The sequence below is a fragment of the Aeromonas sp. FDAARGOS 1415 genome (genome assembly GCF_019048365.1).
Lineage (GTDB): Bacteria > Pseudomonadota > Gammaproteobacteria > Enterobacterales > Aeromonadaceae > Aeromonas > Aeromonas taiwanensis.
Map to the genome: position 1 here is coordinate 1,152,103 of NZ_CP077363.1, position 24,548 is coordinate 1,176,650.

The window sequence follows — 24,548 nt, forward strand, 5'->3', positions numbered from 1 at the left end:
GGGAGATGGCGCCCGGGGCGGGCACCATCCAGTGCGATAAAGGGGTCAGTCCTGGGCCTGCAGGGCGTCCTGCAGCAGGGTGAAGAGATCGTCGATCTGGCTGCGCTCTATGATGAGGGGTGGCGACAGGGCGATGATGTCGCCAGTCACCCGGATCAGCGCCCCCTTCTCGAAGCAGCGCACGAACACCTCGTAGGCGCGCTTGCCCGGCGCATCGGGCATGGGCTCCAGTTCGATGCCCGCCACCAGGCCGTAGTTGCGCACGTCCTTCACGTGCTTGCAGCCCTTCAGCGAGTGGGCAGCCTCTTCCCAGTAACCCGCCAGATCGGCGGCGCGACTCAGCAGGTTCTCTTTGCGATAGATCTCGAGGGTCGCGAGGCCCGCGGCGGCCGCCACCGGATGGCCGGAGTAGGTGTAGCCGTGGAACAGCTCGATGGCTCCCTTGCCCGCCGCCATCATGTCGTCATAGATGTGGTTCTGTACCAGCACGGCGCCCATGGGGATGGCCCCGTTGGTGAGCCCCTTGGCACAGGTGATCATGTCGGGGATGACGTCGAACTCCTGGGCGGCGAAGGGAGAGCCGAGGCGACCGAAACCGGTGATCACCTCGTCGAAGATGAGCAGGATGCCGTGCTTGGTACAGATCTCCCGCAGCCGTTTGAGGTAGCCCTTGGGCGGCATGATGACACCCGTGCTGCCGGCGATGGGCTCGACGATCACCGCCGCTATGTTGCTGGCGTCGTGCAGGAAGACGATCTTCTCCAGCTCGTCAGCCAGGCTGAGATCTTCCTCCGGCAGCCCCTTGGTGAAGGCATTCCTGGCGATGTTGAGGGTGTGGGGCAGATGATCCACCCCGGTCAGCAGGGAGCCGAACCACTTGCGGTTGCCGGGGATGCCGCCCACAGAGATGCCACCGAAGCCGACACCATGGTAGCCTCGCTCGCGGCCAATCAGCCGGGTGCGGGTACCCTGGCCACGAGCTCGCTGCCAGGCCAGCGCGATCTTGAGTGCCGTGTCCACGGACTCCGAACCTGAGTTGGTATAGAAGACATGGCCGAAGCCCTTGGGGGCGATTTCCACCAGCTGGTTGGCCAGTTCGAACGGCAGGGGGTGACCCATCTGGAACGTTGGGGCAAAATCGAGGTGGGAGATCTGCTGGGAGACCGCCTCGGCAATCTCGCGCCGACCATGGCCCGCGTTGCAACACCAGAGGCCCGCAGTGCCATCCAGTATCTTGCGGCCATCCTCTGAGTGATAATACATCCCTTCTGCCGACTTCAGGATGCGCGGCGCCGCCTTGAACTGCTGGTTGGCGGTAAAGGGCATCCAGAAGGCGGACATGTCGGGGGTATTGATGTCGCTGACAGGTTTCATGGTCACCTCATCCTTAAGGCGTTTAGTAACACCCGGCTCTTGCCTATTAAATTAAACACCTGAATCCATAAAAAAGGGCTTTTATCGCCCCGCTTGGTGTCACCCCTCAGGGGTGGTATAAGATATTTAACACAATTTTAATAATAGTAAACAGTCAAGGAGTGTCTATCGATGGATATCGGTCACCGCCTCAAGGCGGTTCGCACCAAGGCGGCCCTTTCCCAGCGCGAGCTGGCCAAACGCTCCGGTGTGACCAACGGCTTTATCTCCCAGATCGAAAAGAATCAGGTGAGCCCCTCCGTGGCCTCCCTGCGCAAGGTGCTGGAAGGCATCCCCATGTCCCTGGCCAGCTTCTTCACCGACGAGACGGAGATGGATTCCGAGGTGATCTTCCGTGCGGACGACATGCCGGATCTCGGCACCCACCCCATCAGCTACCGCCTGGTGGGCCACAGCCGCGCCAACCGAGCCATCGGCATGATGCAGGAGATCCTGCCCCCGGGCGCCGACACCGGCGACGACATGCTGAGCCACGAAGGGGAAGAGTGCGGCATCATCATCCGGGGCGAGGTGGAGGTGACCGTCGGTGAGCAGGTCTATCTGCTGACGCCGGGGGACGGCTACTACTTCGACAGCCGCACTCCGCACCGCTTTCGCAACGTGGGGGAGCAGGAGTGCGTGCTCATCTCCGCCAACACCCCCGCCAGCTTCTAAGAACAACCTGCTGCGCCCGCTAACCCGGGGAGTGCCAACTCCCTGACGGCGCGGCTAAAACCGGGGCCCAGACCGCCATTGACGGGAGCCATGCTCGCGTTCCGTCACTGCGACCGAAGCGGTCGCCAGCGGTGATGACAGGGGGCAGTGTTTAACGAATTGTTACAAGATGGATTTACAAGCGGCAGGATGTTTAGCATATTGATACGCGGGAACTGACTTAAGACCGGTTCAAGGAGTGAACATGAGTGACCTGACCCTGGCCCAGTGGCAACACAAGGCCGCCCATCTGACCCTGCCCTCGCAGGCCTTTATCGACGGCAGTTATCGGGACGCCATCAATGGCGCCACCTTCGACTGCATCAACCCGGCCAACGGCCAGCTGCTGACCCGGGTCGCCTCCTGCGACGCCGACGATGCCGAGCTGGCTGTCCAGGCGGCCCGCGCCGCCTTCAACGACAAGCGCTGGTGCGGCCTCTCCCCCAAGCAGCGCAAGCTGACCCTGCAGCGTTTCGCCGAGCTGATGCGCCTCAATCTGGTGGAGCTGGCGTTGCTGGAGTCCCTGGACATGGGCAAGCCCATCGGTGACGCCATGGGGTATGACGCCCCCGCCGCCGCCAACTGCATCGCCTGGAACGCCGAGGCCATCGACAAGATCTACGATCAGGTCGCCCCCGTGGAGGAAGCCGCCCTGGCATTGGTGACCCGGGAGCCCCTCGGCGTCGTGGCCGCCATCGTGCCCTGGAACTTCCCGCTGGTGATGGCCTGCTGGAAGCTGGGCCCGGCGCTCGCCACCGGCAACTCGGTGATCCTGAAACCTTCCGAGAAGTCCCCCCTCACCGCCCTGCGCATCGCGGGTCTGGCGAAAGAGGCGGGCATTCCGGACGGTGTCTTCAACGTGCTGCCCGGCTTCGGCCACACGGTTGGCGAGGCGCTGGCCATGCACATGGACGTGGACTGCATCACCTTCACCGGCTCCACCAAGATCGGCAAACACCTGGTGCAGTGCTCCGGGAAGTCGAACCTCAAGCGCGCCTTCATGGAGTGTGGCGGCAAGAGCCCCAACGTCGTACTGGCGGACGCGCCGGACCTGGATGCCGCCGCCAGAAGCGCCGTGGGCGCCATCTTCTACAACCAGGGGGAAGTGTGCACCGCCGCCTCCCGCCTGCTGGTGCAAAACAGCATCAAGCCGCAGTTCATGGAGCGGCTGCTGGCCCACGCCCGCGAGTGGGTCTCGGCCAACCCCCTGGATCCCACCACCCGCATCGGCGCCATGGTGGACAGCGTCCAGATGGAGCAGGTGCTCAACTACATCAATATCGGCCAGCAGGAAGGTGCCAAGCTGCTGCTGGGGGGCAAGCGCACCCAGACCGAGAGCGGCGGCTTCTACATCGAGCCCACCATCTTCGACGACGTGACCCCGGAGATGCGCATCTTCCGGGAGGAGATCTTCGGCCCCGTGCTGGCGGTGACCGGCTTCGACACCCTGGAAGAGGCCATCGCGCTCGGCAACGACACCGACTACGGTCTGGCGGCGGCGATCTGGACGGCGGATCTCAACAAGGCGGTCAAGGGCTCCCGCGCCCTGCGCGCCGGCACCGTCTTCGTCAACAACTGGGACGGGGGCGACATGACCATGCCGTTCGGCGGCTTCAAGCAGTCCGGCAACGGCCGCGACAAGTCCCTGCACGCGCTGGAGAAGTACACCGAGCTGAAAAGCACCTGGATCCAGCTCGAATAACGTCATAAATGACGCTTGCCGACGAGAAAGGGGGATAAATCCCCCTTTCTCGTTTTTACGCTTTTATCCCCGCGCCCAATCGATATAATCGTCAAATAGCAAGCCATTAAATTTAAAGATAAAAATGCTGTTCTTTCTGGGAAGTGTACTGTTTCTGGTCGTGGGGTTGCCGCTGCTGTTCTTCATCCTGGGACAGGGCGAGGCCTATGTGACCTGGGGCCCCTGGATCTCCGCCATCGCGCTCATGCTGTGGCTGCTGCTGGATGTGGAGAAGATACGCCGCGGGGGCGGCCGCTGACCCCATTTCTGCTGCCAAAGCCCCATCGGACCCATTTATTGTCTTCTTTCCCCTCAAAAGGATCGCTACACTGACTTTTTGCGATGTTCCCCGACATCCGCTCTCCAGTGAAGGCTATCCACATGCAACAACACGTTCAGCGCCAGGGCGTCCTCTATGCCCTCGGCGCCTATACCCTTTGGGGCCTGGCTCCCATCTACTTCAAGTCCCTGTCCGCCGTGCCGGCCGCCGAGATCCTGACTCACCGCATGATCTGGTCCTGCGCCCTGCTGATGGTGCTGGTCCTGCTCGGTCGCCAGTGGCACAAGGTGCAGGCGGTGCTGCGCCAGCCCAGGGTACTGCTCACCCTGGCCTTTACCTCGGTCACCGTCGGCGGCAACTGGCTGCTGTTCATCTGGGCCATCAACAACGGCCACATGCTGGATGCCAGCCTCGGCTACTACATCAACCCCCTGTTCAACGTGCTGCTCGGCATGGTGTTTCTGAGCGAGAAGCTGCGTCGGCTGCAGTGGTGGGCGGTGGGGCTCGCCTTTGTCGGTGTCGCCGTCCAGCTCATCGCATTCGGCTCCCTGCCCTGGATCGCCCTGGTACTGGCCTCGAGCTTCGCCATCTATGGCCTCATTCGCAAGAAGCTGGCGCTGGATGCCCTCACCGGCCTGCTCATCGAGACCCTGATCATGCTGCCGCCGGCCGCCTTCTATCTGTGGGGCATCGCCGACAGCCCCACCAGCCACCTCACCCAGAATGACTGGCACCTGAACCTGCTGCTCATCGCCGCCGGCGCCGTCACCACGGCGCCCCTGCTCTGCTTCACCGCGGCGGCCACCCGGCTCAAGCTCTCCACCCTGGGCTTCTTCCAGTACATAGGCCCCAGCCTGATGTTCATCCTGGCGGTGACCCTGTATGGCGAGGCGCTGGCGCTGGACAAGATGATCACCTTCGGCTGCATCTGGAGCGCTCTGGTACTGTTCAGCCTGGACGGTCTGCGCAGCGGCAAGCGGCGCCAGGAGGCCGGCTGAAGCGCCGGCGCAATAATCTACAAGCCAAGGGGCGGCTTTCGGGGTATCTATAGGGGATGAGCACCTCCCCATCCCGCATCCACTACTGGCAATCCCGGCTGTTGCCGGGGGTTGAACTCTCCCACTCCCACCACAGGGAGTTCAGCTATGGCCGCCACGTGCACCTGGACTACCACATCGGTCTGGTGCAGCAGGGCGGCCAGAAGTTCATCCATAAGGGCAGCAGCCACAATCTGGTGCGGGGCGAACTCTCCACCGTCAACCCGGACGAGATGCACGACGGCCTGAGCCTGTTGCCGGAAGGGTACGAGGTGCGGGTGTTCGCCATCGCCCCGGAGCAGCTGGCCCGCTGGCTGCCGGAGCACCCGGAGCCCTTCTTCGACAAGGGGCTGCAGAGTCGCCCCGACCTCTATCAGGGCTTCGCCCGTCTGCACATGTATCTGGATCAATCAAACCCCGACGGCCTGCTGGCGGAGAGCCAGCTGCTGGCCCTGCTCGGCGAGCTCTTCCGGCTCGCCCCCGAGCGCCACGCCCTGGCGGATCCCCAACTCAGATACCTGCGCGACCATCTGATGGCCCGGCTGGACGAGCGCCACAGTCTGGAAGACCTGGCCGCCCTGTTTGGACTGGATCGCTTCGCCTTCCTGCGTCAGTTCAAGAAGAAGACCGGCATGACACCCTACGCCTGGCTCAAGAGGCTGCGCCTCGAGCAGGGCAAGCGCCTGCTTGGCAGCGGCCTGCCGGTCAGCGAGGTGGCGCTCGCGGTAGGCTTCTTCGATCAGAGCCACTTCCACCACGGTTTTCGTCAGGCCTTCGGGCTCACCCCGGCGGAGTACCGCCAGCAGATGCTGCCCGCCTGATCGTCGTCGCTGCAATCTTTTACAATCCAGCGCCCCCCGTCCTGCCCCATGCTGTCACCTCCATACCGCTGTCGGAGGTCTTTTATGTTCACCAGCCTGTTTCTGACCCTGGGTCTCGTCCACCTCGTCGCCCTGGCGAGCCCTGGCCCGGATTTCGCGCTCATCCTGCGCACCAGCCTGCACAGGCCCACCGCCCTCGGGGCGGCCCTGGGCATCGCCCTCGCCATCCTGCTGCACGCCACCCTGAGCCTGACCGGCATCAGCCTGCTGATCGCGAGCCAACCCTGGCTCTTTCTCGCGGTGAAGGTGGTGGGCGCCCTCTATCTGGGCTGGCTCGGCTGGGGAGCGCTGAAGGCGGCCTGGCAGGGGTCGGGGGATGCCGTGCTGCAGGCGGGCAACGAGCGACCGGGCTGGCGCAAGGGGGTGAGACGGGGGCTGGCCACCAACCTGCTCAACCCCAAGGCGCTGCTGTTCTTCATGGGGCTGCTGGCCGCCATGGTGACGCCCCAGGTGGATGGCCTGACCCGGGGCCTGCTGATCCTGGAGCTGTTCCTGATCTCCCTCCTCTGGTTCGGCGCCCTGGCCTGGAGCCTCTCCACCGTCCGGGCCCAGCGCCTGCTCGGCCGCATCCAGCGCCCCCTCAACCTGGTCACCGGCCTCTTGTTCGGCGCGGTCAGCCTCTCCATCCTGCTCGACCTGCAGGCGCACTGGCTGGGAGTGGTATAGAGAGCAGAGGTGGCCCCATCCGCTGGCATCATCCAGCGAGGATCGCCTGGGGAAGAACCCGGGCGCTACTCCCCGCGCCGGGTCCCCTTGCGCAGGTAGACGTACCCCTCCCCCGGGCTGCCCCAGCGCTGGCGGGCGCCGTTGTCATAGGCCCGATCCAGCAGCCTGACGCTGTCCGGCCCGATCCAGAGGTACTGCACCAGGGTGGTGGCGCCGCCAAAGTCGGTGGCACAGCGGCCGACCCGGCTGCTCCCCCTGTATTCCCCGCCCGGCTCCCGGGTCAGCCAGATCTCGCACCCCTCCCGCAGGGAGAGTTGCTGGGGGGTGAGGGAGTCGAGCAATTCGGGTCGGCGCCAGGCACCGGCGAAGTCGGTGGCCCTCGGCATGGTCAGCTCGGCCATCAGAATGCGGCCATCGGGCAAGGGGGAGAAACGGTAGATGCGCTGGCGAAACGGTCGCTGCGCCCGCTCGGTCAGAAACTGCTCCGCATAGACCCAGCGAAAGGGGCCCTCCCCCGGCCAGATCTCCACCAGCCGCAGCTCGGCGCTGGTGAAGCGCTTGTCATAACCGGCCTGCTCCTGGCTGGAAAATTCCCCCGCGAACCAGGAGAGCAACGGCTCCATCCTGGCCTGTGTCGGGGAGAGACTGGCCGGAACGGCCACGAAGGGAACGGGCGCCGCCCAGATCAGGCCGGCGTAAAACAGCCCCAGCAGGGCCGCCATCAGCTGTGTCATCGAATCCTTCCGAGTCGCGTCCATGGCGGCGATTATATGAGCGAACGGTGACAATAACCGCTAACTTGATCAACTCCTCGCCAATCCATCGCAAAATCATTCTGTTAGCGAAGAAACCGGTCGCGGGGACCAGACGCGCCCATGACCCCTTCGCCTCCCGGCGCCCCTCTGCCGTGGCCGTTTTCCCGCTGCCTTGACCCCGTCCCGGGGCCGACCCATGCTCATGATCTGACGGACTGTGCCGGGCAATCCCTATGAACCAATGCCGCTTTTCCCCCCTGGATCCCATCTCCCGCTACGCCGAGATCCTGTTCGGTCTGCTGATGGTGCTGACCTTCACCGGCGGCTTCAACGCCCTGGAGGCGGGGCGGGCCGAGGTGCGGGATCTGCTGATCGCCGGCATCGGCTGCAACATCGCCTGGGGCATGATCGATGCCATCGTCTACCTCATCACCACCCTGGCCGAGCGCGGCCACGCCCAGCGCTTGCTGCAACGGCTCAACCAGCTGCCTGCTGGCGATGACAGGGGCACGGCGGCCCTGCGAGACGCCCTGCCGCCCCTGCTCGCGGCGATCTGCCGCGACGACGAGATCGCCGACTGGCAGGCGCGCCTGCGCCAGCGTCCCGAGCTGATCCAGGGCTCCCTCTTTCGCCTGAACGATCTCCTCAACAGCCTGGGGGTCTTCTTCATGGTGTTCCTCTCCACCTTCCCCGTACTGCTGCCCTTCCTCTTCCTGACGGAGCCGGTGCCGGCCCTGCGCCTCTCCCACGCCATCGCCCTGGCCATGCTGATGGGCATTGGGTACGGCCTGGCCCGCTATGCCGGCTCGCGACGTTCCTGGCTTATCGGCGTGCTCTTCGCCGCCGCCGGGGTAGCCATCGTGATGGCCACCATCGCCCTCGGCGGTTGAAGAGTAAAACGACGACAGGCGAGGCAGCTGCCACCCCGCTTTTCCCCTCCGGCCGGGATCGGCCCGGCGGTGACGACTATCCTTGGCTCCAACACCAACGAGAAGGAACTCCTTATGAGCACAGGCACAGTGACACTCCACCGCGTCCTCAAGGCGCCACCGCTGCGGGTCTACCGCGCCTTTATCGAAGGGGACGCGCTCGCCAAGTGGCTGCCGCCCCACGGCTTCACCTGCCGGGTGGAATCCCTGGAGGCCCGGGTCGGCGGCACTTTCCGCATGGCGTTCTTCAATTTCGGCACCGGCCACAGCCACGCCTTCGGCGGCGAGTACCTGGCGCTGGAGCCGGGCAGCCTCATCCGCTACACCGACCGCTTCGACGATCCCAACCTGCCGGGAGAGATGCGGGTCACCATCACCCTGACCCAGGTGCTGTGCGGCACCGACCTTGCCATCGAACAGGCGGGGATCCCCGAGCAGATCCCGGTGGCCATGTGCTACCTCGGCTGGCAGGAGTCCCTCCTCCAGCTCGCCGCCCTGGTGGAGCCCGAGATCCCGAACGAATAACCCGCGGCCCTTCGCCAGCCCAAAAAAGAGAGCCTGCCACAGTGGCAGGCTCTCTTCATTGCGGCAGACCCCGACTTACAACCTATCCCAATAGACGTCATTGTCGAAGGCAGTGTGGACACAGCCAGCGCGCAGAAACCGGCGCGTACTGGAGTACGTGAGGTGTCGAGCACTGCCTGGGTTCAACATGGCGACTCAAATAGCCTGATTGGAGGGGTGCTTATTGCAGGTTCAGGCCGCCCAGGTAGTCACGTTTGCCGAGGTCCACCCCGGCCTGGCGCAGCAGGGCATAGGTCATGGTGAGGTGGAAGTAGAAGTTCGGGATGCCGTACTCGTGTACGCAGGTGTGGCCGTCCATCCCCTTGCCACCGGCCCAGTAGGGGGTGTAGTGGCCGCTCGCATACTGGCTGAAGTCGGCGTCCAGCTTGCTCTGCAGATAGGCGATGGTCTTGGCCACGTGGGCGCGCAGATCCGCCATGGTCTTGGGATCGTCCCCCAGCACCGGCGGCTCACTCAGGCTGGCGGTGGCCACCAGGGCGCGGGCGCTGTCGCAGCAGATCAGCACCTGCTTGGAGAAGGGCAGCATGTCCACGATCAGGCGCTCATTGAAGAAGTTCTCCACATTGAACTGCTTCGCCTCGGCGTGGGCTTCGGCCTTGGCCAGGCACTGGTCGAGGTTGGTCAGCATCTTGATAAACTGGGCAGCAATCTCACGATTCATAATGCACTCTCGGTTGGTTGAAGGCGGATAAACGAGCGGCCTCCACTATAGCGCATCCCTTTTGCAGTTCGAGCCCGTGGCCGCAAAAAGCGGGCATGAGTTGCGACAGGAGATGGCTGGCGACAGGGAGCGGATACCCCCCCTGTCCGCCTCCCCCTGACCCTTCTGCGCCCTTTTTTGATCTGTGACAGGCATCGCATTTTTCAGGGGAGTAGTCTGGGGCCGTTGTTCCCGGCACGGGCCGGGACACCCACCCGAAAGGAGAATGCCATGAAGATCTATGATCGGAACCGCAATGTGCTGACCCTGGGCCAGCGCGTCATGATCGCCGCCACCGGCGCCGTCGACACCCTGAAGGAGGCCCACACCGACCACCTGAGCCCCTACGAGGCGGAGCACGAGAAGTGCGTGCTGCTGACCAACTCCCAAGAGCGTTACGCGCCCATCGAGTTGATTAGACTAGGCTGATACCCGGATTTACCTGTCACCCTACTCTTTACAATTCACCCGGCCGCCGCGCCCCATCGGTGGCCGGGTTTCTGGTTCCCTCCCTCGTTCCCACCGTTTTTTATTGCGTAGGTTCGATTAGCGAAGCGTAATCGGACGATCGCGTCATCAGGCTATCGTGTCACCCCAGGTTCCCGTACCCTGCAACTCAAGTCATCAAACCCCTCCGAGGCTATCCTTGGCTTTCACCACAAGGGAGGAGCAGCATGGCCAACTGGCGGCGGGCATGGTGGCCCGGCGGAACCTGGTTCTTTACCGTCAACCTGCTGGAGCGGCGCAACAACCGGCTGCTGGTGGAGCAGATCGACCTGCTGCGCCATAGTGTTGCCAGGGTGCAGCAGGCTCACCCCTTCGCCATCCACGCCTGGGTGGTGCTACCCGACCATCTCCACTGCATGCTCTCCTTGCCGGAAGGGGACACCGACTTCCCCCTGCGTTGGCGGCTGATCAAAAGTCACTTTTCCCGCGCCTTGCCGGTGACCGAACGCCGCAGCCAGACCCGGTTGCGCCACGGGGAGCGGGGCATCTGGCAACGCCATTATTGGGAACACCTGATCCGGGACGAGCAGGATTACCGCCGCCATATGGATTACGTCCATATCAACCCGCTCAAACATGGTCATGTTACGCGGGTGGCCGATTGGCCGTATTCCACCTTCCATCGCTATGTGGCGAGCGGCGTCTATCCACCGGATTGGTGCGAGTCGGTGGATGGGGTCTTGGGGGGATTGGAGTAACCCCCTGAAAGGGTTGTTCCGTTGTAAGCGTCCGATTACGCGAACGTCCGATTACGCTTCGCTAATCGAACCTACGGACTTGCCACGAACTGGGAGTGGGTTTATAACCATGAGCGGCCCAATATGGGTCCCTGTTGGCACACGCAAAAACAACTCTTAGCACAGGCTGCATAATCTCTACTTTTGGATGCCAAGAAAATAGAGAAAACATTCGATGGTGCTTTAAATTAATACAATCCAATGTAATCAGGAAACATGAATGGATATCAACTCAGAATTAATAAATGTAATCACTAGCAACCTACTGTCAATTATCATGGCGATTTTGATTACTGGCTGGATGATAATTACCCTTATCAAACACAGGAACATTAGAAACCTCTTCTTTTGGGAAAAGGTTATGGGAAGGAGATTAGAGTTTTCAGACGAGGAATTAGCCTCTGCTAGTAATGACCAAATAGAGCTAGAGCAGATACGGATATTTCTTCCGGCATTTAAATTTTCTAGTATATATCATGCAAGAGCAATTATATCTTGGTGTAAAAACAATAGGGTTGGTCATGATGAAATCAAAGGCATTGACTCTCATTTAACTTATAAAAATGACTCTGTTACATTAAAAAAACCTAAATTTATAACATATCTAATCAGCGTAATAACAGCCGCTGCTTTTATGGCTCTATCTATGTTCATTATTAATGTGGCGATAAAAACGAAATTGTCAAATGCTATCCTTTCTACAATAAAAGCTAATGGGGAATGGGTATGGGTGTATAAAGATAGAATCGAAGAGTTAACATATTTCAATGACCCATGGATTATATATAGTGATCGATTCATAAGCGTAGCTGAAAACCCCATTCCAACAAAAATTGTTAACCTCCTTCAGGAAGACATTAAAAGTGAGCGTACTAAAATCTATGTAGAAAAATCTATACATAGCAATTTCTATACTTATTTGGCTCTATTGGTATTAACTAGTGCATATACAATGTCATTTGCTAAGTGGGTTCTTGCTCTGAGCAAGGCGAATGCATTATATCATCGTTTATTTTCTGAAAAACCCTCACCAAAAAGCCCAACTAATAAACCTGTACTTTTAGATGAAATAAAAAATAGTTCTAAACGTTCAATCAGCGAAACGTAATAGGTCCGTAGGTCCGTAGGTCCGTAGGTCCGTAGGTTCGAATAGCGAAGCGTATTCGGACGATCGCGTATTTCAAGTTGTTGCGATAGGTCATATAAAAATCAACCCGGCCTAAGCCGGGTTGATTGCATCAAGAGCGGGAAAAATCAAAGCGCTTCCAATCTGGCATACGCCGTCACCAGCCACTTGGCGCCGACGTCGTCGAACTGGATCTGCACCCGGCTCTGCTGGCCGACCCCTTCGAAGTTCAGCACGATCCCTTCCCCGAATTTTGGATGGAGTACCCGCTGGCCGAGCTTGATGCCGCTGGCGTCGAAGCTCTGCTGCACCTCGTTCTGGCTAAAACGGCCGTACTGGGTGGGGCGGCTGACCTGAGTGCGCAGCCGGATCTCTTCCAGACACTCGGCGGGCATCTCGCGGATAAAGCGGCTCGGCTTGTGGAACATCTCGCGGCCGTAGATGCGGCGGCTCTCGGCATAACAGATGTAGAGCTTCTCCATGGCGCGGGTCATGCCCACATAGCAGAGACGCCGCTCCTCCTCCAGCCGACCCGACTCCTCGGTGGATTGCTGGCTGGGGAACATGCCCTCCTCCACGCCGACCAGCAGCACCAGGGGATACTCCAGCCCCTTGGCGCTGTGCAAGGTCATCAGCTGCACCGCGTCGGCGTATTCGTCCGCCTGATTCTCGCCGGATTCCAGCGCCGCGTGGGCGAGGAAGGCGGAGAGATCGCTCATGTCCTCCAGCTCGTCCGGGCGCTGGTACTGGCGGCAGGCGGTAACCAGTTCGTCCAGGTTCTCTACCCGCGCCTGGGATTTCTCGCCTTTTTCCGCCAGATACATGGCCTTGAGGCCGGAGTGCTGGATGGCGATATCCGCCTGCTGGTGCAGGGGCAGCAGGGAGACCTGTTCCTCCAGCGCGTCGATCAGCTCGACAAAGCCACGCACCGCGTTGCCCGCGCGGCCGGTCAGCACCTTGTCAGCCAGCAGGGTCTTGGCGGACTGCCACAGGTTCTGGCCCTGATCACGAGCGTTGTTGCGCAGGATCTCGAGGGTGCGATCGCCGATGCCACGGGTCGGGGTGTTGACGACCCGCTCGAAGCTGGCGTCATCGCCCCGGTTGTTGATAAGGCGCAGGTAGGCCATGGCGTCCTTGATTTCCTGGCGCTCGAAGAAGCGCAGGCCGCCGTAGATACGGTACGGCATGGCGTCCTGCATCAACGCCTCTTCCAGCACCCGGGACTGGGCGTTGGAGCGATAGAGGATGGCGCAGTCGGCCAGCAAACCGCCCTTCTCTTTCCAGTCCTTGAGGCGGCCGACCACGAAGCGGGCCTCATCCACCTCGTTGAAGCCGGCATAGAGCGAAATCGGCTCGCCCTCGGCGCCTTCGGTCCACAGCTCCTTGCCAAGGCGCTCGGCGTTGTTGGCGATGACGCTGTTGGCCGCTTTCAGGATGTTGGCGGTAGAGCGGTAGTTTTGCTCGAGGCGAATGGTCTCGGCGCCCTGATAGTCGGTCAGGAAGCGCTGGATGTTCTCAATCTTGGCGCCGCGCCAGCCGTAGATGGACTGGTCGTCGTCGCCGACGATCATCACCTTGCCGGTGTCGCCGGCCAGCATGCGCAGCCAGGCGTACTGGATGCCGTTGGTGTCCTGGAACTCGTCCACCAGGATGTTCTGGAAGCGATCGCGGTAGTGCTCGAGGATGTGGGGCTTGTTCAGCCACAGCTCGTGGGCACGCAGCAAGAGTTCTGCGAAGTCCACCAGCCCGGAGCGATCGCAGGTCTCCTGATAGGTCTTGTAGATCTGCTGATAGGTGCGGGTGACGGGGTCGCCGTAAAGATCGATGTCGCCGGGGCGCAGCCCCTCGTCCTTCTTGCCGTTGATGTAGCCCATGACGGCGCGAGGAGCCCAGTGCTTCTCGTCGAGGTTGAGCGCCTTGAGCACCCGGCGAATGAGGCGGTACTGGTCGTCGGAGTCGAGGATCTGGAAGTCCTGGGGCAGGCCCGCATCCAGATGGTGGGCCCGCAGCAATCGGTGGGCGATACCGTGGAAGGTGCCTATCCACATGCCGCGCACGCCGTCACCGATCACTTTCTCGACCCGGCCGCGCATCTCGGCCGCCGCCTTGTTGGTAAAGGTCACCGCGATGATGGAGAAGGGTGAACAGCGTTCCACCTGCATCAGCCAGGCGATGCGGTGCACCAGCACCCGGGTCTTGCCCGAACCGGCACCGGCCAGCACCAGCAGGTTGCAGCGAGGGGCCGCAACGGCATCACGTTGTTTGTCGTTGAGCCCGTCGAGCAGGGTTGAAACGTCCATCACCACTCCTGTTTATTTATACAGGCGGCGATTATACGGCCTGCGGGGCCAGAGACCAAACACAGGATTAATACAAGGAAGCTTGGAAGAGGCGCTGATGCGCTATCATCTTGCCGTTGGTATCAAACCGGATAGCGCTGCGGGCCGTCATGTGCAGATCGGTGAGCCGGATACGTACTTCCGGACTGGATATCCGACCCGACACAATCTCTCCACGGGCGTCAAACAACAGCAGATCGCCACCGCTGAAATGCCCCCTGGCAAACTGGATAGTTCCTTTTCGCGTTTCGAATCGCCCAGCGCTTATTTGAGTGCTCTGGCTCTGCCAGCGGTTAAAGTTGAGCAGTTCAGTAAATTTTCGGGAGGATAAATCTGGCAGGCGTTCCGTGAGATGATCTACTGATAGACTGTATAAAAATCGCCCTTGCTTATCATAGGTCGTCTGGTGATAGTCTTTATATATTTGAATAGCCCCGATGGCATAAGCCATCGGGGTTAACAGCCAGAATAAAATTGCCAACTTTGGCATTATTACTTCCAGCTATTCTCGGAGAGTGAGTTCGAGAACAACCAATCACACGGTTTCTCCTGCCACTCTTCACTTCCATCCAGTCTGGCCTTGCACGATACAAAGACTTTGCCAAAGCTGGTATCCGATTTTGCCCTGATATCGCTGAACCAATTCATAGGGATACCTTGAGCAAAATGGTAAACATACCCCTCCCAATCACCTGTTTCAGCGTTTTGCAGAGACTCGTGATCCAAGAAATAGAAGGGAAGGAATGCACCGAATTCTTCAGACTGCTGATTAATATTTTTGACTTCAGACTCTGATACTCGACACATGGCCATATCGAGCGCCTTGGACATCGACTCATCATATTCACCAGCCGTTTTTCCACGATACTTGCAGTATTCGGTGACATTAATGTCCACTGCTGAACGGTCAAGACCAAGCGCAAAGAACTGATTGATATTCACCATATATTTAGCTTCGATGTCCCGACCCAACCATTCACCTTCATCATCGATATGGACATTATCATGCATCTCAATGGTCGGCACACTGGTATCCCCCATCAAGTGCTTTCTGAGCTTTTCGATGAAAGATTTTTGCTCAACCAACGTGTCGCCAAGAGTCTGCAGCGTCGCAGCGATATCCAACGACTCCTGCAATTGCTGTTTAGCTTTTGTCAGCAACGCTGCATAACCTGGTACCTGTACAAAGAAATTTTTGTCCTCAAGCAGTGAGGCCGGTCTGATATTGGCCTGAAGATATTCAGCATTAATTGTCTCACGGCCAAAGGTGAACTCTGTCTGGCTTTGTTCTTGTGTGTATTTATAGGTCTTAGCAAATGTATCAAAAGTAACCTGCTCATCGCTGTGTGCTTGCCACAGGCTGGCAGATCCATACTGATACGATGCTATGACATTCATCGCCGATGCCAGGGCAAGTGCTGATGCTCGTAACTCCTTTACTGTGTCAAAATTGATTGTAAAGGAGGCATCGCCGTTTTCGTAAGTCGCGGCATAATCAGGATCGGAAATATTGGCGAGATTGCTGCTCACTTTATCCAGTTCGGCTGCATATTTTCCCATCAAGGTCGCAATATCCACTGTACTTTCTGGTTGCGTCTTGATGGCAAATGCCATGGCTTTCCCCGGATTGATAATAATATCCAGGATTTTGGCCAGAGAGGTTTCATAACCCTGTCCCAATTGAGAAGTGGGTTGGAGCTCAAACCGTTGGCTGATGATCGGATCATTCGTTACCTCTAGTAGCGTAAGCATCGCCAGTACGATCTCACGATCCACCTTGCCACTATCGCTGGTTTCTGCCTGCAGGGTCTCCTTGTATTCCTTGAACTTGCTCTCGACGTCCAGCGTCTTCAGATCGGTCAATGCCTGCAGATCGGAGAGCACCTTGTCGACCGCCACTGAACGACCATTGACCCCTGCCAGGGTGGCAGAGAGGTGGTCTTTCGCAGCCGCCAGGGAGACGACTGTCTTGACCAGACCCGCCGTTTTAAGTCCTTCGCTCAGGGACGTGTTGAATGCCTCGTCGCTGCCCAGCTCGATGATCCCCAGCTTCTCCACCTGTTCCTTGTCTAGGGTGATACCATTTTCCGGGTTGCTGTCACTGTCGAGGGTCTGCAACAGCGCCGCGATGCGGATCGCCTTCTCCTTGTCATCACCGGCCAGAGTGTAGGGCGTGACCAGAGAGCTGCCCGCCTTGAGGACCACGGAGCCCAGACGCTGATTGCCCAAGGTGAAGGTGCAGTCGTCACCATCATCAAACAGGAATTCCCCCTTGGCATTGGTGACGCCGCTGTAATCGCCGCACTGATAGTTGAGGCCGCCGACAACCGAATCCAGGAAGACGGCGGTATGTTGAGGCTTGCTGCCGGTATCGGTTCCTCCCCCGTTATTGCCACCGCCGTTGCTACCCCCACCATTGTCGTCACCACCGCCCCCGCAAGCGGTCAACATGGCACCGGACAAGATGCAGGCCACAGCCATACTCAGCACGTTTTTTTTCATTTTTTATCACCCGAACAAATTGAAAAAACACGTCCCATCCCGGGACGCAATAAATCCGGGCACACCCTATCGTACTCATATGACAAATACCAACGCGTTTCCATATGAGTGTGATCACTATCAATATGGCTTTCGTCATGGGCATGCATATCGGGCAGAAACTCGCCGACTGGCGAGCGATAGCCACCTTCGGTGGATGAATAACTCAGCCTCCTGAGGCTGATCAGAGGGATCTCATCCACAACGGCAGACGAGGCAAGACGGATGCGGCATCCACGCAGAGAAAGGCGTCGATAGGCACCACTTTTTTCATCGAGGGAGGAAAACGGTTGCGCCTAACACTATGAATACAAACATAAATGTCGATCGGCACCTATTAATCCCAGAATTTAAATCTACAAAAAAGCACAAAAACAAACACTTATAAGGCAATTTGCTTATATTTCAAACCGTTAACGCAAACGTTTTTCCTCTATGATCCCCTTGACCCACAGACTGGCTCACTTACAGTTAGCCAGCGTGCTTTATAGCCTGCTGCTACGGCGGGTTGTGGACCCTCAACATAACAATCAAGGATACGATCGTGACTAAAGTGCTCAAGCTGGCCACCGTGGCCGCCCTCACCCTCGCTGCCCTGTCCGCCCAGGCAGCCTCCGAGCCCGCCGTCATCTATGACACCGCCGGCAAATTCGACAAGTCCTTCAACGAAGCCGTGTTCCGCAACGGCGTCGAAGTCTACAACAAGGACAAAGGCGTCAAGGTCAAGGAGTTCGAGCCCCAGAACGAAGCCCAGCGCGAGCAGGGCCTGCGCCGTCTGGCCAGCCGTGGCAACGGCCCCATCGTCGCCGTCGGTTTCAACATGGGCTCTGCGGTAGAGAAGGTCGCCACCGAGTTCCCGAACACCCAGTTCACCATCATCGACATGGTGGTCGACAAGCCGAACGTGCAGTCCCTCATCTTCAAGGAGCATGAAGGTTCCTTCCTGGTGGGTGCGCTGGCCGCCATCGCCTCCAAGACCGGCAAGGTCGGCTTCGTGGGCGGCATGGACATCCCGCTGATCCGCAAGTTCGAGTGCGGCTACGAGCAGGGCGCCAAGTACATCAATCCGAAGATCGACGTCTACCAGAACATGACCGGCTCCACCCCGGCGGCCTTTGCTGACCCGGCCAAGGGTGCCGAGCTGGCCAAGTCCCAGTTCGCCAAGGGCGCCGACGTGGTCTATGCCGCCGCCGGCGGTACCGGCATCGGTGTCTACCAGGCTGCCAAGGACGAAGGCAAGCTGGCCATCGGCGTGGATTCCAACCAGAACCACCTGCAACCGGGCACCATGCTGACCTCCATGGTCAAGTCCGTGGGTCTGGCTGCGTACAAGAGCTGGGATGACGCTGCCAAGGGCAGCTGGAAGCCGGGCATCCAGTCCCTGGGTCTGGCCGAAGGCGGTGTTGACTGGGCGCTGGACGACAACAACGCCAAGCTGATCACCCCGGAGATGAAGGCCAAGGTCGAGAGCATCAAGGCCGACATCATCGCCGGCAAGATCAAGGTGCACGACTACATGAGCGACAACGCCTGTAAGTACTGAGTCACTGCTACGACTCTCAACCTGTGATGACCGGCCCGCACGGGCCGGTTTTTAGTCTCTACTTCATGACCCGCAAGGACTGCATCATGGACCAGACAGATCGCTATGCCATCGAATTAAGAGGTATCGATAAGCGGTTCGGCGACGTGTACGCCAACAAGCAGATCGACCTCCAGGTTCGTAAAGGCAGCATTCACGGCATCGTCGGTGAAAACGGCGCCGGCAAGTCGACCCTGATGAGCATCATTTACGGTTTCTACCACGCCGACAAAGGCGAGATGCTGATCGACGGTAAACCCTTCAAACCCCATGGCTCACAAGATGCGATTGCCGCAGGCGTGGGCATGGTGCACCAGCACTTCATGCTGGTGAACAACTTCACCGTGCTGGAGAACGTCATCCTCGGCGCGGAAAACGGCTGGCACCTGGGCAAGAGCCTGGCGGCGGCCGAGAAACTGCTCGGCGAGCTGGCCCGTGACTATGGTCTCGAGGTGCCGCTGCACGAGAAGGTCGAGGATCTGCCGGTGGGCCTGCAACAGCGAGTCGAGATCCTCAAGGCGCTCTATCGCGGCGCCCGCATCCTGATCCTGGACGAGCCCACCGGGGTGCTGACCCCGCAAGAGGCGGACCACCTGTTCGAGGTGCTCAAGAAGCTGCGGGATCAGGGGGCGACCATCATCCTCATCACCCACAAGCTGCGGGAGATCCTGGCCATCACGGATCAGGTCTCCATCATGCGCCGGGGCGAGATGGTGGCCCACGTCGCCACCAAAGACACCGACAAGGAGCAGCTCGCCGAGCTGATGGTGGGCCGCAAGGTGCGCCTCAAGGTCGACAAGGGCAGCGCCCATCCGGGCGAGGCCAAGCTCAAGGTCGAGGGTCTCTCTTACGTCGATGACGCCGGGGTGGAGCGGGTCAAGTCCGTCAGCTTCGCGGTGCGCGCCGGGGAAGTGGTCGGCATCGCCGGGGTCTCCGGCAACGGCCAGTCCGAGCTGCTCAGCCTGCTCGGCGGCATCCTCAAGCCGAGCAAGGGCAGCTTCACCCTCGTCGGGGAGCAGACCCACGAGGTGAGCCTGAGCCACCCGGCGGATCCGGAGCAGGTGCGCAACTTCGGCCTCGGCCACATCCCGGAAGACAGGCACAAGATGGGGCTCATCAATCGCTTCGAGGCGAAAGAGGCCTTCATCCTCGGCTATCACCGCCGTGCCCAGTACAACAAGGGCTGGCTGCAGGACAAGGAGGCGATCCGCCAGGATTGCCAGGCCAAGATGGACAAGTGGGACGTGCGCCCGCCGAGCCCGGAGCACAAGACCGCGAACTTCTCCGGCGGCAACCAGCAGAAGCTGGTGATCGCCCGGGAGGTGGAGCAGGATCCGGACGTGCTGCTGGTCGGTCAGCCGACTCGGGGCGTCGACATCGGCGCCATCGAGTACATCCACCAGCAGATCATCGCCATGCGCGACAAGGGCAAGGCCGTGCTGCTGGTGTCGGTGGAGCTGGACGAGATCATGAGCCTCTCCGACCGCATCCTGGTCATCGCCGATGGCCGCATCGTCGGCGAGCTGGACGGCGCCAGGGCGGATGAACGCACCATAGGCCTGATGATGGCAAACATAGTTCCCGACGAGGTGGCGGCCAGCCAGCCCCAGGGAGTGACCCCATGAGCCAGCAACCCATTCGCAACACCGTGGGCCGGATGACCGCCCACCCCTTCGTCCCCGACGAGACTGCCAAGGAGGCTCGCCCATGAGCCAAGCACGTGTTCCCGCCTGGATCTCCGTGGGCGTCCTGCCCGCGCTCAATATCCTGCTGGCCTTCCTGGTGTCGGCCATCCTGTTCTACTACCTCGACATCAACCCGGTCGAGGCGGCCGAGATCATGTGGTACGGCGCCTTCGGCACCGGCGAGGGGATAGGCTTCACCCTCTACTACGCCACCGGCTTCATCTTCACCGGTCTCGCGGTGGCGGTGGCCTTCCACGCCGGCCTGTTCAACATCGGCGGTGAGGGGCAGGCCTACATCGGCGGCCTCGGCGTCGGGCTGGTCTGCCTGCTGCTCGGCGACGTGCTGCCGTTCGCCCTGCTGCTGCCGCTGGCCATCATCGCCGGCGGCCTGTTCGGCGCGGCCTGGGCCTTCATCCCGGCCTGGCTGCAGGCCAAGCGGGGCAGCCACATCGTCATCACCACCATCATGTTCAACTTCATCGCCGCCTCCCTGATGGCCTACCTGCTGGTCGACATCTTCAAGCCGGCGGGCTCCATGGCCACCGAGAGCAAGGTGTTCGCCGAGGCGAGCTGGCTGCCGAAGATGAGCGAACTGCTGGCCGGCTTCGGCATGGAAGTCCCGAACAGCCCGCTCAACATCAGCTTCTTCTGGGCGCTGATCTGTGCGCTCCTGGTCTGGGTCTTCATCTGGCATACCCGCTGGGGCTACGAGATCCGCTCCGTGGGTGCGAGCCAGAGTGCCTCCGCCTATGCGGGCATCTCCTACCCCAGGGTGGTGATCCTGGCCATGGTGATCTCCGGCATGCTGGCGGGCTTCTTCGCCCTCAACGTGCTGCAAGGTGAGCTGCACCAGATCAAGCTGAACTTCGTGGAAGGTTTCGGCTTCACCGGCATAGCAGTGGCGCTGATGGGTCGCAACCACCCGGTCGGCGTCATCATCGCCAGTCTGCTGTTCGGCTTCCTCTACCAGGGCGGCGCCGAGCTCAGCTTCGAGTTCGGGGTGGACCGCAACATCGTCGTGGTGCTGCAGGGTCTGGTGATCCTGTTCTGCGGCGCGCTGGAGCACATGCTGCGCCCGCGCATCGAGCAGGCCTACCTGGCCTTCGCCAACCGCACGGCCGCGCAAGTCAAAGGAGCCTGACCATGTTCGAAACGCTGATATTGATGCTGGATGCCACCATTCGTACCGCACCGCCGCTGATCCTGGCCGCCATGGCGGGGATGTTCTGCGAGCGCTCCGGGGTGGTCAACATCGCCCTGGAGGGCAAGCTGCTGGCAGCTGCCTTCGCGAGCGCGGCTGCGGCGGCCGTCACCGGCTCCGCCTGGATTGGGCTGGGGGTCGGGGTGGGCGTCTCCATCCTGTTCGCCCTGATGCACGGCTTCGCCACCATCACCCACCGGGGGGATCAGGTGGTGAGCGGCATGGCCATCAACATCCTGGCAGCCGGCCTGACCGTCACCCTGGGACGTTACTGGTTCGATCAGGGCGGCCAGACGCCGGCGCTCTCCGGTGATGCCCGCTTCGCTCCCATCGACCTGCCCTACGCCAAGGAGCTCTATGACGTGCCCGTCATCGGCCAGCTCTACAGCGAGCTCCTGAGCGGTCACTCCCTGCTGGAGTACGTGGCGTTCGCCGCCGTGCCCCTGGCCTGGTGGGTGCTGTTTCGCACCCGTTTCGGCCTGCGCCTGCGGGCGGTGGGCGAGGCCCCGGCAGCGGTGGACACCGCCGGTATCTCCGTGGTGCGCATGCGCTACACGGCGCTCATCATCGGCGGCCTGCTGGCCGGCATCGGGGGCACCTATCTGGCGGTGGCCCAGACCGCCCAGTTCATCCCCAACATGAGCGCGGGCAAGGGCTTCATGGCCCTGGCGGCCCTGGTGTTCGGCAAGTGGCGCCCCTGGAACGCCATGGCGGCCTGCCTGCTGTTCGGCTTCCTCGATGCGGTCGCCATCCGGCTGCAAGGGGTCAGCATCGGCGACTTCCCGATCCCGGTGCAGGCCATCGAGGCGCTGCCCTACATCCTGACGGTCTTCCTGCTCGCCGGTTTCATCGGCAAGGCGGTGGCACCCAAGGCCCTCGGCACTCCCTACGTCAAGGAGCGGGAATAGCCCCGTCCTTCATGCCATGCAAAAAGGCCCGCTTGTGCGGGCCTTTTCTTTTTGAACGCTCAACCAACCGGCCGCACCAGGGCGGGCTGATGGGGGTCGCTAAGGCGCTCGGCCAGGTAGTCCACCAGCAGCCGCACCTTGGGGGAGAGGTGGCGGTTGTGGGGATAGAGGGCCCAGATCCCCTCCGCCGGCGCCCGCAGCTCCGGCAGCAGCTCGATAAGCTCCCCCCGGGCCAAGTGGTCGCTGACGTAGTAGTCCGGCAGCTGGATGATGCCGATCCCCTTGAGGGCCGCATCCAGCAGGGCGTGACCGCTGTTGCACTGCAGCAGGCCGTGGACCCGCACGCTGTGGGGGCGGCCATCCAGGGTGAAGTGCCACTCGTCGCTGTTGCCCACCAGACAGGTGTGACGGGCAAGTTCGGAGAGGCTGTTGGGCATGCCGTGGCGGGCGGTGTAAGCCGGGGAGGCGCACACATAGGGCACCCGCTGCGCCAGCTTGCGCGCCACCAGGCTGGAGTCCTTGAGGTGGCCCAGTCGCAGCGCCAGATCGTAGCCCTCGTGCACCAGATCCAGCAGCTGGTTGGTGAGGTTGAGGGTCACCTCCAGCTGGGGGAAGCGCACCATGAAGTCGTTCACCAGGGGGGCGATGCGGCTCTCGCCGTAGGAGACGGGGGCCGTGATGCGCAGGGTGCCCTGCGGCACCGCTTGATGACGCCCCACCGCCAGCTCCGCCTCGTAGAGGTTGTCGAGCAGCTGGCGGCAGTGGCGAAAATAGATCTCCCCGAGCTCGGTGAGCCGCACCTGGCGGGTGGTGCGCAGCAGCAACTTGGCCTGCAGCCTGTCTTCCAGCTGCGCCACCTGGCGGCTCACCTGGGCCACCGAGACCCCGAGCTTGCGTGCGGCCGGGGTAAAGCCCCCCTGCTCCGCCACGCTGACAAATTCACAGACCCCTTCCCAACCGAACATTATTACCTGTGTGTAAAAGTGATTTCAGATTTCACCTTATTATCACCAAATCGGCGGGAAACTACACTGGATCTCCGAACTCATTTCCGTTCATCCAACCACTACGAGGACGTCATTCATGGCACAGGTTCAAAGCATCAAGTGTAAGGCCGCCATCGCCTGGGGACCAGGCCAGCCCCTCTCCATCGAAGAGGTCGAGGTCATGCCGCCCCAGGCCGGTGAAGTGCGGGTGCGGATCGTCGCCACCGGCGTCTGCCACACCGATGCCTTCACCCTGTCCGGCGAAGATCCGGAAGGGGTCTTCCCCTGCATCCTGGGCCACGAAGGGGGCGGCATCGTCGAATCCGTCGGCGAGGGCGTCACCAGCGTCAAGGTGGGCGATCACGTGATCCCGCTCTACACCCCCGAGTGCGGCGAGTGCAAGTTCTGCAAGTCCGGCAAGACCAACCTGTGCCAGAAGATCCGCGCCACCCAGGGCAAGGGGCTGATGCCGGACGGCACCACCCGCTTCTCCAAGGATGGCCAGCCCATCTATCACTACATGGGCACCTCCACCTTCAGCGAATACACTGTGCTGCCGGAGATCTCCATCGCCAAGGTGGATCCGGCCGCCCCCCTGGAAGAGGTCTGCCTGCTGGGCTGCGGCGTCACCACCGGCATCGGCGCCGTGATGAACACCGCCAAGGTCAAGGAGGGTGAGAGCGTCGCCATCTTCGGGCTGGGGGGTATCGGCCTCTCCGCCATCATAGGCGCGCGCCTCGCCAAGGCCGGCCGCATCATCGCCATCGACATCAACGAGAGCAAGTTCGAGCTGGCCCGCAAGCTGGGTGCCACCGACTGCATCAACCCGAACACGTTCGACAAGCCCATCCAGGAGGTGATCGTCGAGATGACCGACGGCGGCGTCGACTTCTCCTTCGAGTGCATCGGCAACGTCAAGGTGATGCGCGCGGCGCTGGAGTGCTGCCACAAGGGCTGGGGCGAATCCGTCATCATCGGCGTGGCCGGTGCGGGCCAGGAGATCAGCACCCGTCCGTTCCAGCTGGTCACCGGCCGGGTGTGGCGCGGCAGCGCCTTCGGGGGCGTGCGCGGTCGCAGCGAGCTGCCGAGCTACGTGCAGCGCTACATGCAGGGTGAGTTCAAACTGGACGACTTCATCACCCACACCATGCCCCTCGAGCAGATCAACGAGGCGTTCGATCTGATGCACGAAGGCAAGAGCATCCGCACCGTTATCCACTACTGATCCCATGAGA

23 protein-coding genes are annotated in these 24,548 nt (G+C 61.0%); 16 read left to right on the forward strand and 7 right to left on the reverse strand.

What is annotated here, in order from left to right; translation table 11 throughout:
• Positions 1 to 45: 45 nt before the first annotated feature.
• Positions 46 to 1,374, reverse strand: a complete 1,329-nt coding sequence (locus I6L45_RS05560) for an aspartate aminotransferase family protein (RefSeq protein WP_134695907.1) — start codon at positions 1,372 to 1,374, stop codon at positions 46 to 48.
• A 171-nt stretch (positions 1,375 to 1,545) separates the two neighbouring features.
• Between I6L45_RS05560 and I6L45_RS05565 the strand changes: the two genes are divergently transcribed.
• From I6L45_RS05565 to I6L45_RS05590, 6 genes are all read left to right on the forward strand, one after another.
• Positions 1,546 to 2,088 (forward strand): cupin domain-containing protein, encoded by a 543-nt coding sequence (locus tag I6L45_RS05565; protein WP_043763458.1) that lies wholly within the window; start codon positions 1,546 to 1,548, stop codon positions 2,086 to 2,088.
• A 244-nt stretch (positions 2,089 to 2,332) separates the two neighbouring features.
• Positions 2,333 to 3,829, forward strand: coding sequence for an aldehyde dehydrogenase (locus tag I6L45_RS05570; protein WP_216983646.1), 1,497 nt, complete (start codon positions 2,333 to 2,335; stop codon positions 3,827 to 3,829).
• Positions 3,830 to 3,953: 124 nt separating this feature from the next.
• A complete protein-coding gene (locus I6L45_RS05575; RefSeq protein ID WP_167332244.1) occupies positions 3,954 to 4,127 on the forward strand; it encodes a hypothetical protein in 174 nt (57 codons plus the stop codon).
• Between the two features lie 122 nt (positions 4,128 to 4,249).
• Positions 4,250 to 5,146 (forward strand): EamA family transporter RarD, encoded by an 897-nt coding sequence (gene rarD / locus I6L45_RS05580; protein ID WP_043763466.1) that lies wholly within the window; start codon positions 4,250 to 4,252, stop codon positions 5,144 to 5,146.
• A 56-nt stretch (positions 5,147 to 5,202) separates the two neighbouring features.
• A complete protein-coding gene (locus I6L45_RS05585) occupies positions 5,203 to 6,006 on the forward strand; it encodes an AraC family transcriptional regulator (protein WP_216983647.1) in 804 nt (267 codons plus the stop codon).
• Positions 6,007 to 6,090: 84 nt separating this feature from the next.
• The gene (locus I6L45_RS05590) at positions 6,091 to 6,732 is read left to right on the forward strand and encodes a LysE family translocator (RefSeq protein ID WP_216983648.1); all 642 of its coding nucleotides are present in this window, start codon (positions 6,091 to 6,093) and stop codon (positions 6,730 to 6,732) included.
• A gap of 65 nt (positions 6,733 to 6,797) precedes the next feature.
• On the opposite strand, the gene I6L45_RS05595 is transcribed toward I6L45_RS05590, so the two are convergent.
• On the reverse strand, positions 6,798 to 7,466 hold the full coding sequence (locus tag I6L45_RS05595) for a chromophore lyase CpcT/CpeT (RefSeq protein ID WP_216983649.1): 669 nt from the start codon (positions 7,464 to 7,466) through the stop codon (positions 6,798 to 6,800).
• A 254-nt stretch (positions 7,467 to 7,720) separates the two neighbouring features.
• On the opposite strand from I6L45_RS05595, the gene I6L45_RS05600 reads away from it, so the two are divergent.
• Positions 7,721 to 8,377 carry a hypothetical protein gene (locus tag I6L45_RS05600; RefSeq protein ID WP_134695912.1) on the forward strand — a complete coding sequence of 219 codons (657 nt, stop codon included), beginning with the start codon at positions 7,721 to 7,723 and terminating at the stop codon, positions 8,375 to 8,377.
• Positions 8,378 to 8,491: 114 nt separating this feature from the next.
• Positions 8,492 to 8,941, forward strand: coding sequence for an SRPBCC family protein (locus tag I6L45_RS05605; RefSeq protein ID WP_216983650.1), 450 nt, complete (start codon positions 8,492 to 8,494; stop codon positions 8,939 to 8,941).
• A gap of 220 nt (positions 8,942 to 9,161) precedes the next feature.
• Here the strand turns inward: I6L45_RS05605 and I6L45_RS05610 are convergent, their stop codons facing one another.
• Positions 9,162 to 9,662, reverse strand: a complete 501-nt coding sequence (locus tag I6L45_RS05610) for a DUF1993 domain-containing protein (RefSeq protein ID WP_216983651.1) — start codon at positions 9,660 to 9,662, stop codon at positions 9,162 to 9,164.
• Positions 9,663 to 9,932: 270 nt separating this feature from the next.
• Here I6L45_RS05610 and ydfZ point away from each other — a divergent pair, with 270 nt between their 5' ends.
• The 3 genes from ydfZ to I6L45_RS05625 all read left to right on the forward strand — a co-directional run bounded on the left by ydfZ (position 9,933) and on the right by I6L45_RS05625 (position 12,053).
• The gene (gene ydfZ, locus I6L45_RS05615) at positions 9,933 to 10,130 is read left to right on the forward strand and encodes a putative selenium delivery protein YdfZ (RefSeq protein ID WP_134695915.1); all 198 of its coding nucleotides are present in this window, start codon (positions 9,933 to 9,935) and stop codon (positions 10,128 to 10,130) included.
• A gap of 245 nt (positions 10,131 to 10,375) precedes the next feature.
• A complete protein-coding gene (locus tag I6L45_RS05620; RefSeq protein ID WP_216983652.1) occupies positions 10,376 to 10,906 on the forward strand; it encodes a transposase in 531 nt (176 codons plus the stop codon).
• Positions 10,907 to 11,165: 259 nt separating this feature from the next.
• Positions 11,166 to 12,053 carry a DUF6216 family protein gene (locus I6L45_RS05625; RefSeq protein ID WP_216983653.1) on the forward strand — a complete coding sequence of 296 codons (888 nt, stop codon included), beginning with the start codon at positions 11,166 to 11,168 and terminating at the stop codon, positions 12,051 to 12,053.
• A 146-nt stretch (positions 12,054 to 12,199) separates the two neighbouring features.
• Here the strand turns inward: I6L45_RS05625 and uvrD are convergent, their stop codons facing one another.
• The 3 genes from uvrD to I6L45_RS05640 all read right to left on the reverse strand — a co-directional run bounded on the left by uvrD (position 12,200) and on the right by I6L45_RS05640 (position 16,912).
• Positions 12,200 to 14,371 (reverse strand): DNA helicase II, encoded by a 2,172-nt coding sequence (gene uvrD / locus I6L45_RS05630; RefSeq protein ID WP_216983654.1) that lies wholly within the window; start codon positions 14,369 to 14,371, stop codon positions 12,200 to 12,202.
• Between the two features lie 67 nt (positions 14,372 to 14,438).
• Positions 14,439 to 14,900 carry a hypothetical protein gene (locus I6L45_RS05635; protein WP_216983655.1) on the reverse strand — a complete coding sequence of 154 codons (462 nt, stop codon included), beginning with the start codon at positions 14,898 to 14,900 and terminating at the stop codon, positions 14,439 to 14,441.
• A gap of 2 nt (positions 14,901 to 14,902) precedes the next feature.
• Entirely contained in the window at positions 14,903 to 16,912 is a 2,010-nt protein-coding gene (locus I6L45_RS05640) for a hypothetical protein (protein ID WP_216983656.1), read from the reverse strand.
• A 583-nt stretch (positions 16,913 to 17,495) separates the two neighbouring features.
• On the opposite strand from I6L45_RS05640, the gene I6L45_RS05645 reads away from it, so the two are divergent.
• From I6L45_RS05645 to I6L45_RS05660, 4 genes are all read left to right on the forward strand, one after another.
• The gene (locus I6L45_RS05645; protein WP_043763496.1) at positions 17,496 to 18,494 is read left to right on the forward strand and encodes a BMP family protein; all 999 of its coding nucleotides are present in this window, start codon (positions 17,496 to 17,498) and stop codon (positions 18,492 to 18,494) included.
• Between the two features lie 86 nt (positions 18,495 to 18,580).
• Positions 18,581 to 20,158, forward strand: a complete 1,578-nt coding sequence (locus I6L45_RS05650; protein WP_216983657.1) for an ABC transporter ATP-binding protein — start codon at positions 18,581 to 18,583, stop codon at positions 20,156 to 20,158.
• Positions 20,159 to 20,240: 82 nt separating this feature from the next.
• On the forward strand, positions 20,241 to 21,359 hold the full coding sequence (locus tag I6L45_RS05655; protein WP_134697210.1) for an ABC transporter permease: 1,119 nt from the start codon (positions 20,241 to 20,243) through the stop codon (positions 21,357 to 21,359).
• 2 nt (positions 21,360 to 21,361) lie between these two features.
• Positions 21,362 to 22,327 carry an ABC transporter permease gene (locus I6L45_RS05660; RefSeq protein ID WP_134697209.1) on the forward strand — a complete coding sequence of 322 codons (966 nt, stop codon included), beginning with the start codon at positions 21,362 to 21,364 and terminating at the stop codon, positions 22,325 to 22,327.
• Between the two features lie 59 nt (positions 22,328 to 22,386).
• Here the strand turns inward: I6L45_RS05660 and I6L45_RS05665 are convergent, their stop codons facing one another.
• Complete coding sequence (locus I6L45_RS05665) at positions 22,387 to 23,292, reverse strand: LysR substrate-binding domain-containing protein (RefSeq protein ID WP_216983658.1); 906 nt, start codon at positions 23,290 to 23,292, stop codon at positions 22,387 to 22,389.
• A 118-nt stretch (positions 23,293 to 23,410) separates the two neighbouring features.
• Here I6L45_RS05665 and I6L45_RS05670 point away from each other — a divergent pair, with 118 nt between their 5' ends.
• A complete protein-coding gene (locus I6L45_RS05670) occupies positions 23,411 to 24,538 on the forward strand; it encodes an S-(hydroxymethyl)glutathione dehydrogenase/class III alcohol dehydrogenase (RefSeq protein WP_010672469.1) in 1,128 nt (375 codons plus the stop codon).
• The last annotated feature ends 10 nt before the right edge of the window (positions 24,539 to 24,548 follow it).

What these genes read in the sequence shown, in the direction of transcription:
- I6L45_RS05560 (WP_134695907.1), bottom strand. Translation starts at nt 1,374, where the DNA reads ATGAAACCTGTCAGCGACATCAATACCCCCGACATGTCCGCCTTCTGG.
- I6L45_RS05565 (WP_043763458.1), top strand. Translation starts at nt 1,546, where the DNA reads ATGGATATCGGTCACCGCCTCAAGGCGGTTCGCACCAAGGCGGCCCTT.
- I6L45_RS05570 (WP_216983646.1), top strand. Translation starts at nt 2,333, where the DNA reads ATGAGTGACCTGACCCTGGCCCAGTGGCAACACAAGGCCGCCCATCTG.
- I6L45_RS05575 (WP_167332244.1), top strand. Translation starts at nt 3,954, where the DNA reads ATGCTGTTCTTTCTGGGAAGTGTACTGTTTCTGGTCGTGGGGTTGCCG.
- rarD (WP_043763466.1), top strand. Translation starts at nt 4,250, where the DNA reads ATGCAACAACACGTTCAGCGCCAGGGCGTCCTCTATGCCCTCGGCGCC.
- I6L45_RS05585 (WP_216983647.1), top strand. Translation starts at nt 5,203, where the DNA reads ATGAGCACCTCCCCATCCCGCATCCACTACTGGCAATCCCGGCTGTTG.
- I6L45_RS05590 (WP_216983648.1), top strand. Translation starts at nt 6,091, where the DNA reads ATGTTCACCAGCCTGTTTCTGACCCTGGGTCTCGTCCACCTCGTCGCC.
- I6L45_RS05595 (WP_216983649.1), bottom strand. Translation starts at nt 7,466, where the DNA reads ATGACACAGCTGATGGCGGCCCTGCTGGGGCTGTTTTACGCCGGCCTG.
- I6L45_RS05600 (WP_134695912.1), top strand. Translation starts at nt 7,721, where the DNA reads ATGAACCAATGCCGCTTTTCCCCCCTGGATCCCATCTCCCGCTACGCC.
- I6L45_RS05605 (WP_216983650.1), top strand. Translation starts at nt 8,492, where the DNA reads ATGAGCACAGGCACAGTGACACTCCACCGCGTCCTCAAGGCGCCACCG.
- I6L45_RS05610 (WP_216983651.1), bottom strand. Translation starts at nt 9,662, where the DNA reads ATGAATCGTGAGATTGCTGCCCAGTTTATCAAGATGCTGACCAACCTC.
- ydfZ (WP_134695915.1), top strand. Translation starts at nt 9,933, where the DNA reads ATGAAGATCTATGATCGGAACCGCAATGTGCTGACCCTGGGCCAGCGC.
- I6L45_RS05620 (WP_216983652.1), top strand. Translation starts at nt 10,376, where the DNA reads ATGGCCAACTGGCGGCGGGCATGGTGGCCCGGCGGAACCTGGTTCTTT.
- I6L45_RS05625 (WP_216983653.1), top strand. Translation starts at nt 11,166, where the DNA reads ATGGATATCAACTCAGAATTAATAAATGTAATCACTAGCAACCTACTG.
- uvrD (WP_216983654.1), bottom strand. Translation starts at nt 14,371, where the DNA reads ATGGACGTTTCAACCCTGCTCGACGGGCTCAACGACAAACAACGTGAT.
- I6L45_RS05635 (WP_216983655.1), bottom strand. Translation starts at nt 14,900, where the DNA reads ATGCCAAAGTTGGCAATTTTATTCTGGCTGTTAACCCCGATGGCTTAT.
- I6L45_RS05640 (WP_216983656.1), bottom strand. Translation starts at nt 16,912, where the DNA reads ATGAAAAAAAACGTGCTGAGTATGGCTGTGGCCTGCATCTTGTCCGGT.
- I6L45_RS05650 (WP_216983657.1), top strand. Translation starts at nt 18,581, where the DNA reads ATGGACCAGACAGATCGCTATGCCATCGAATTAAGAGGTATCGATAAG.
- I6L45_RS05655 (WP_134697210.1), top strand. Translation starts at nt 20,241, where the DNA reads ATGAGCCAAGCACGTGTTCCCGCCTGGATCTCCGTGGGCGTCCTGCCC.
- I6L45_RS05660 (WP_134697209.1), top strand. Translation starts at nt 21,362, where the DNA reads ATGTTCGAAACGCTGATATTGATGCTGGATGCCACCATTCGTACCGCA.
- I6L45_RS05665 (WP_216983658.1), bottom strand. Translation starts at nt 23,292, where the DNA reads ATGTTCGGTTGGGAAGGGGTCTGTGAATTTGTCAGCGTGGCGGAGCAG.
- I6L45_RS05670 (WP_010672469.1), top strand. Translation starts at nt 23,411, where the DNA reads ATGGCACAGGTTCAAAGCATCAAGTGTAAGGCCGCCATCGCCTGGGGA.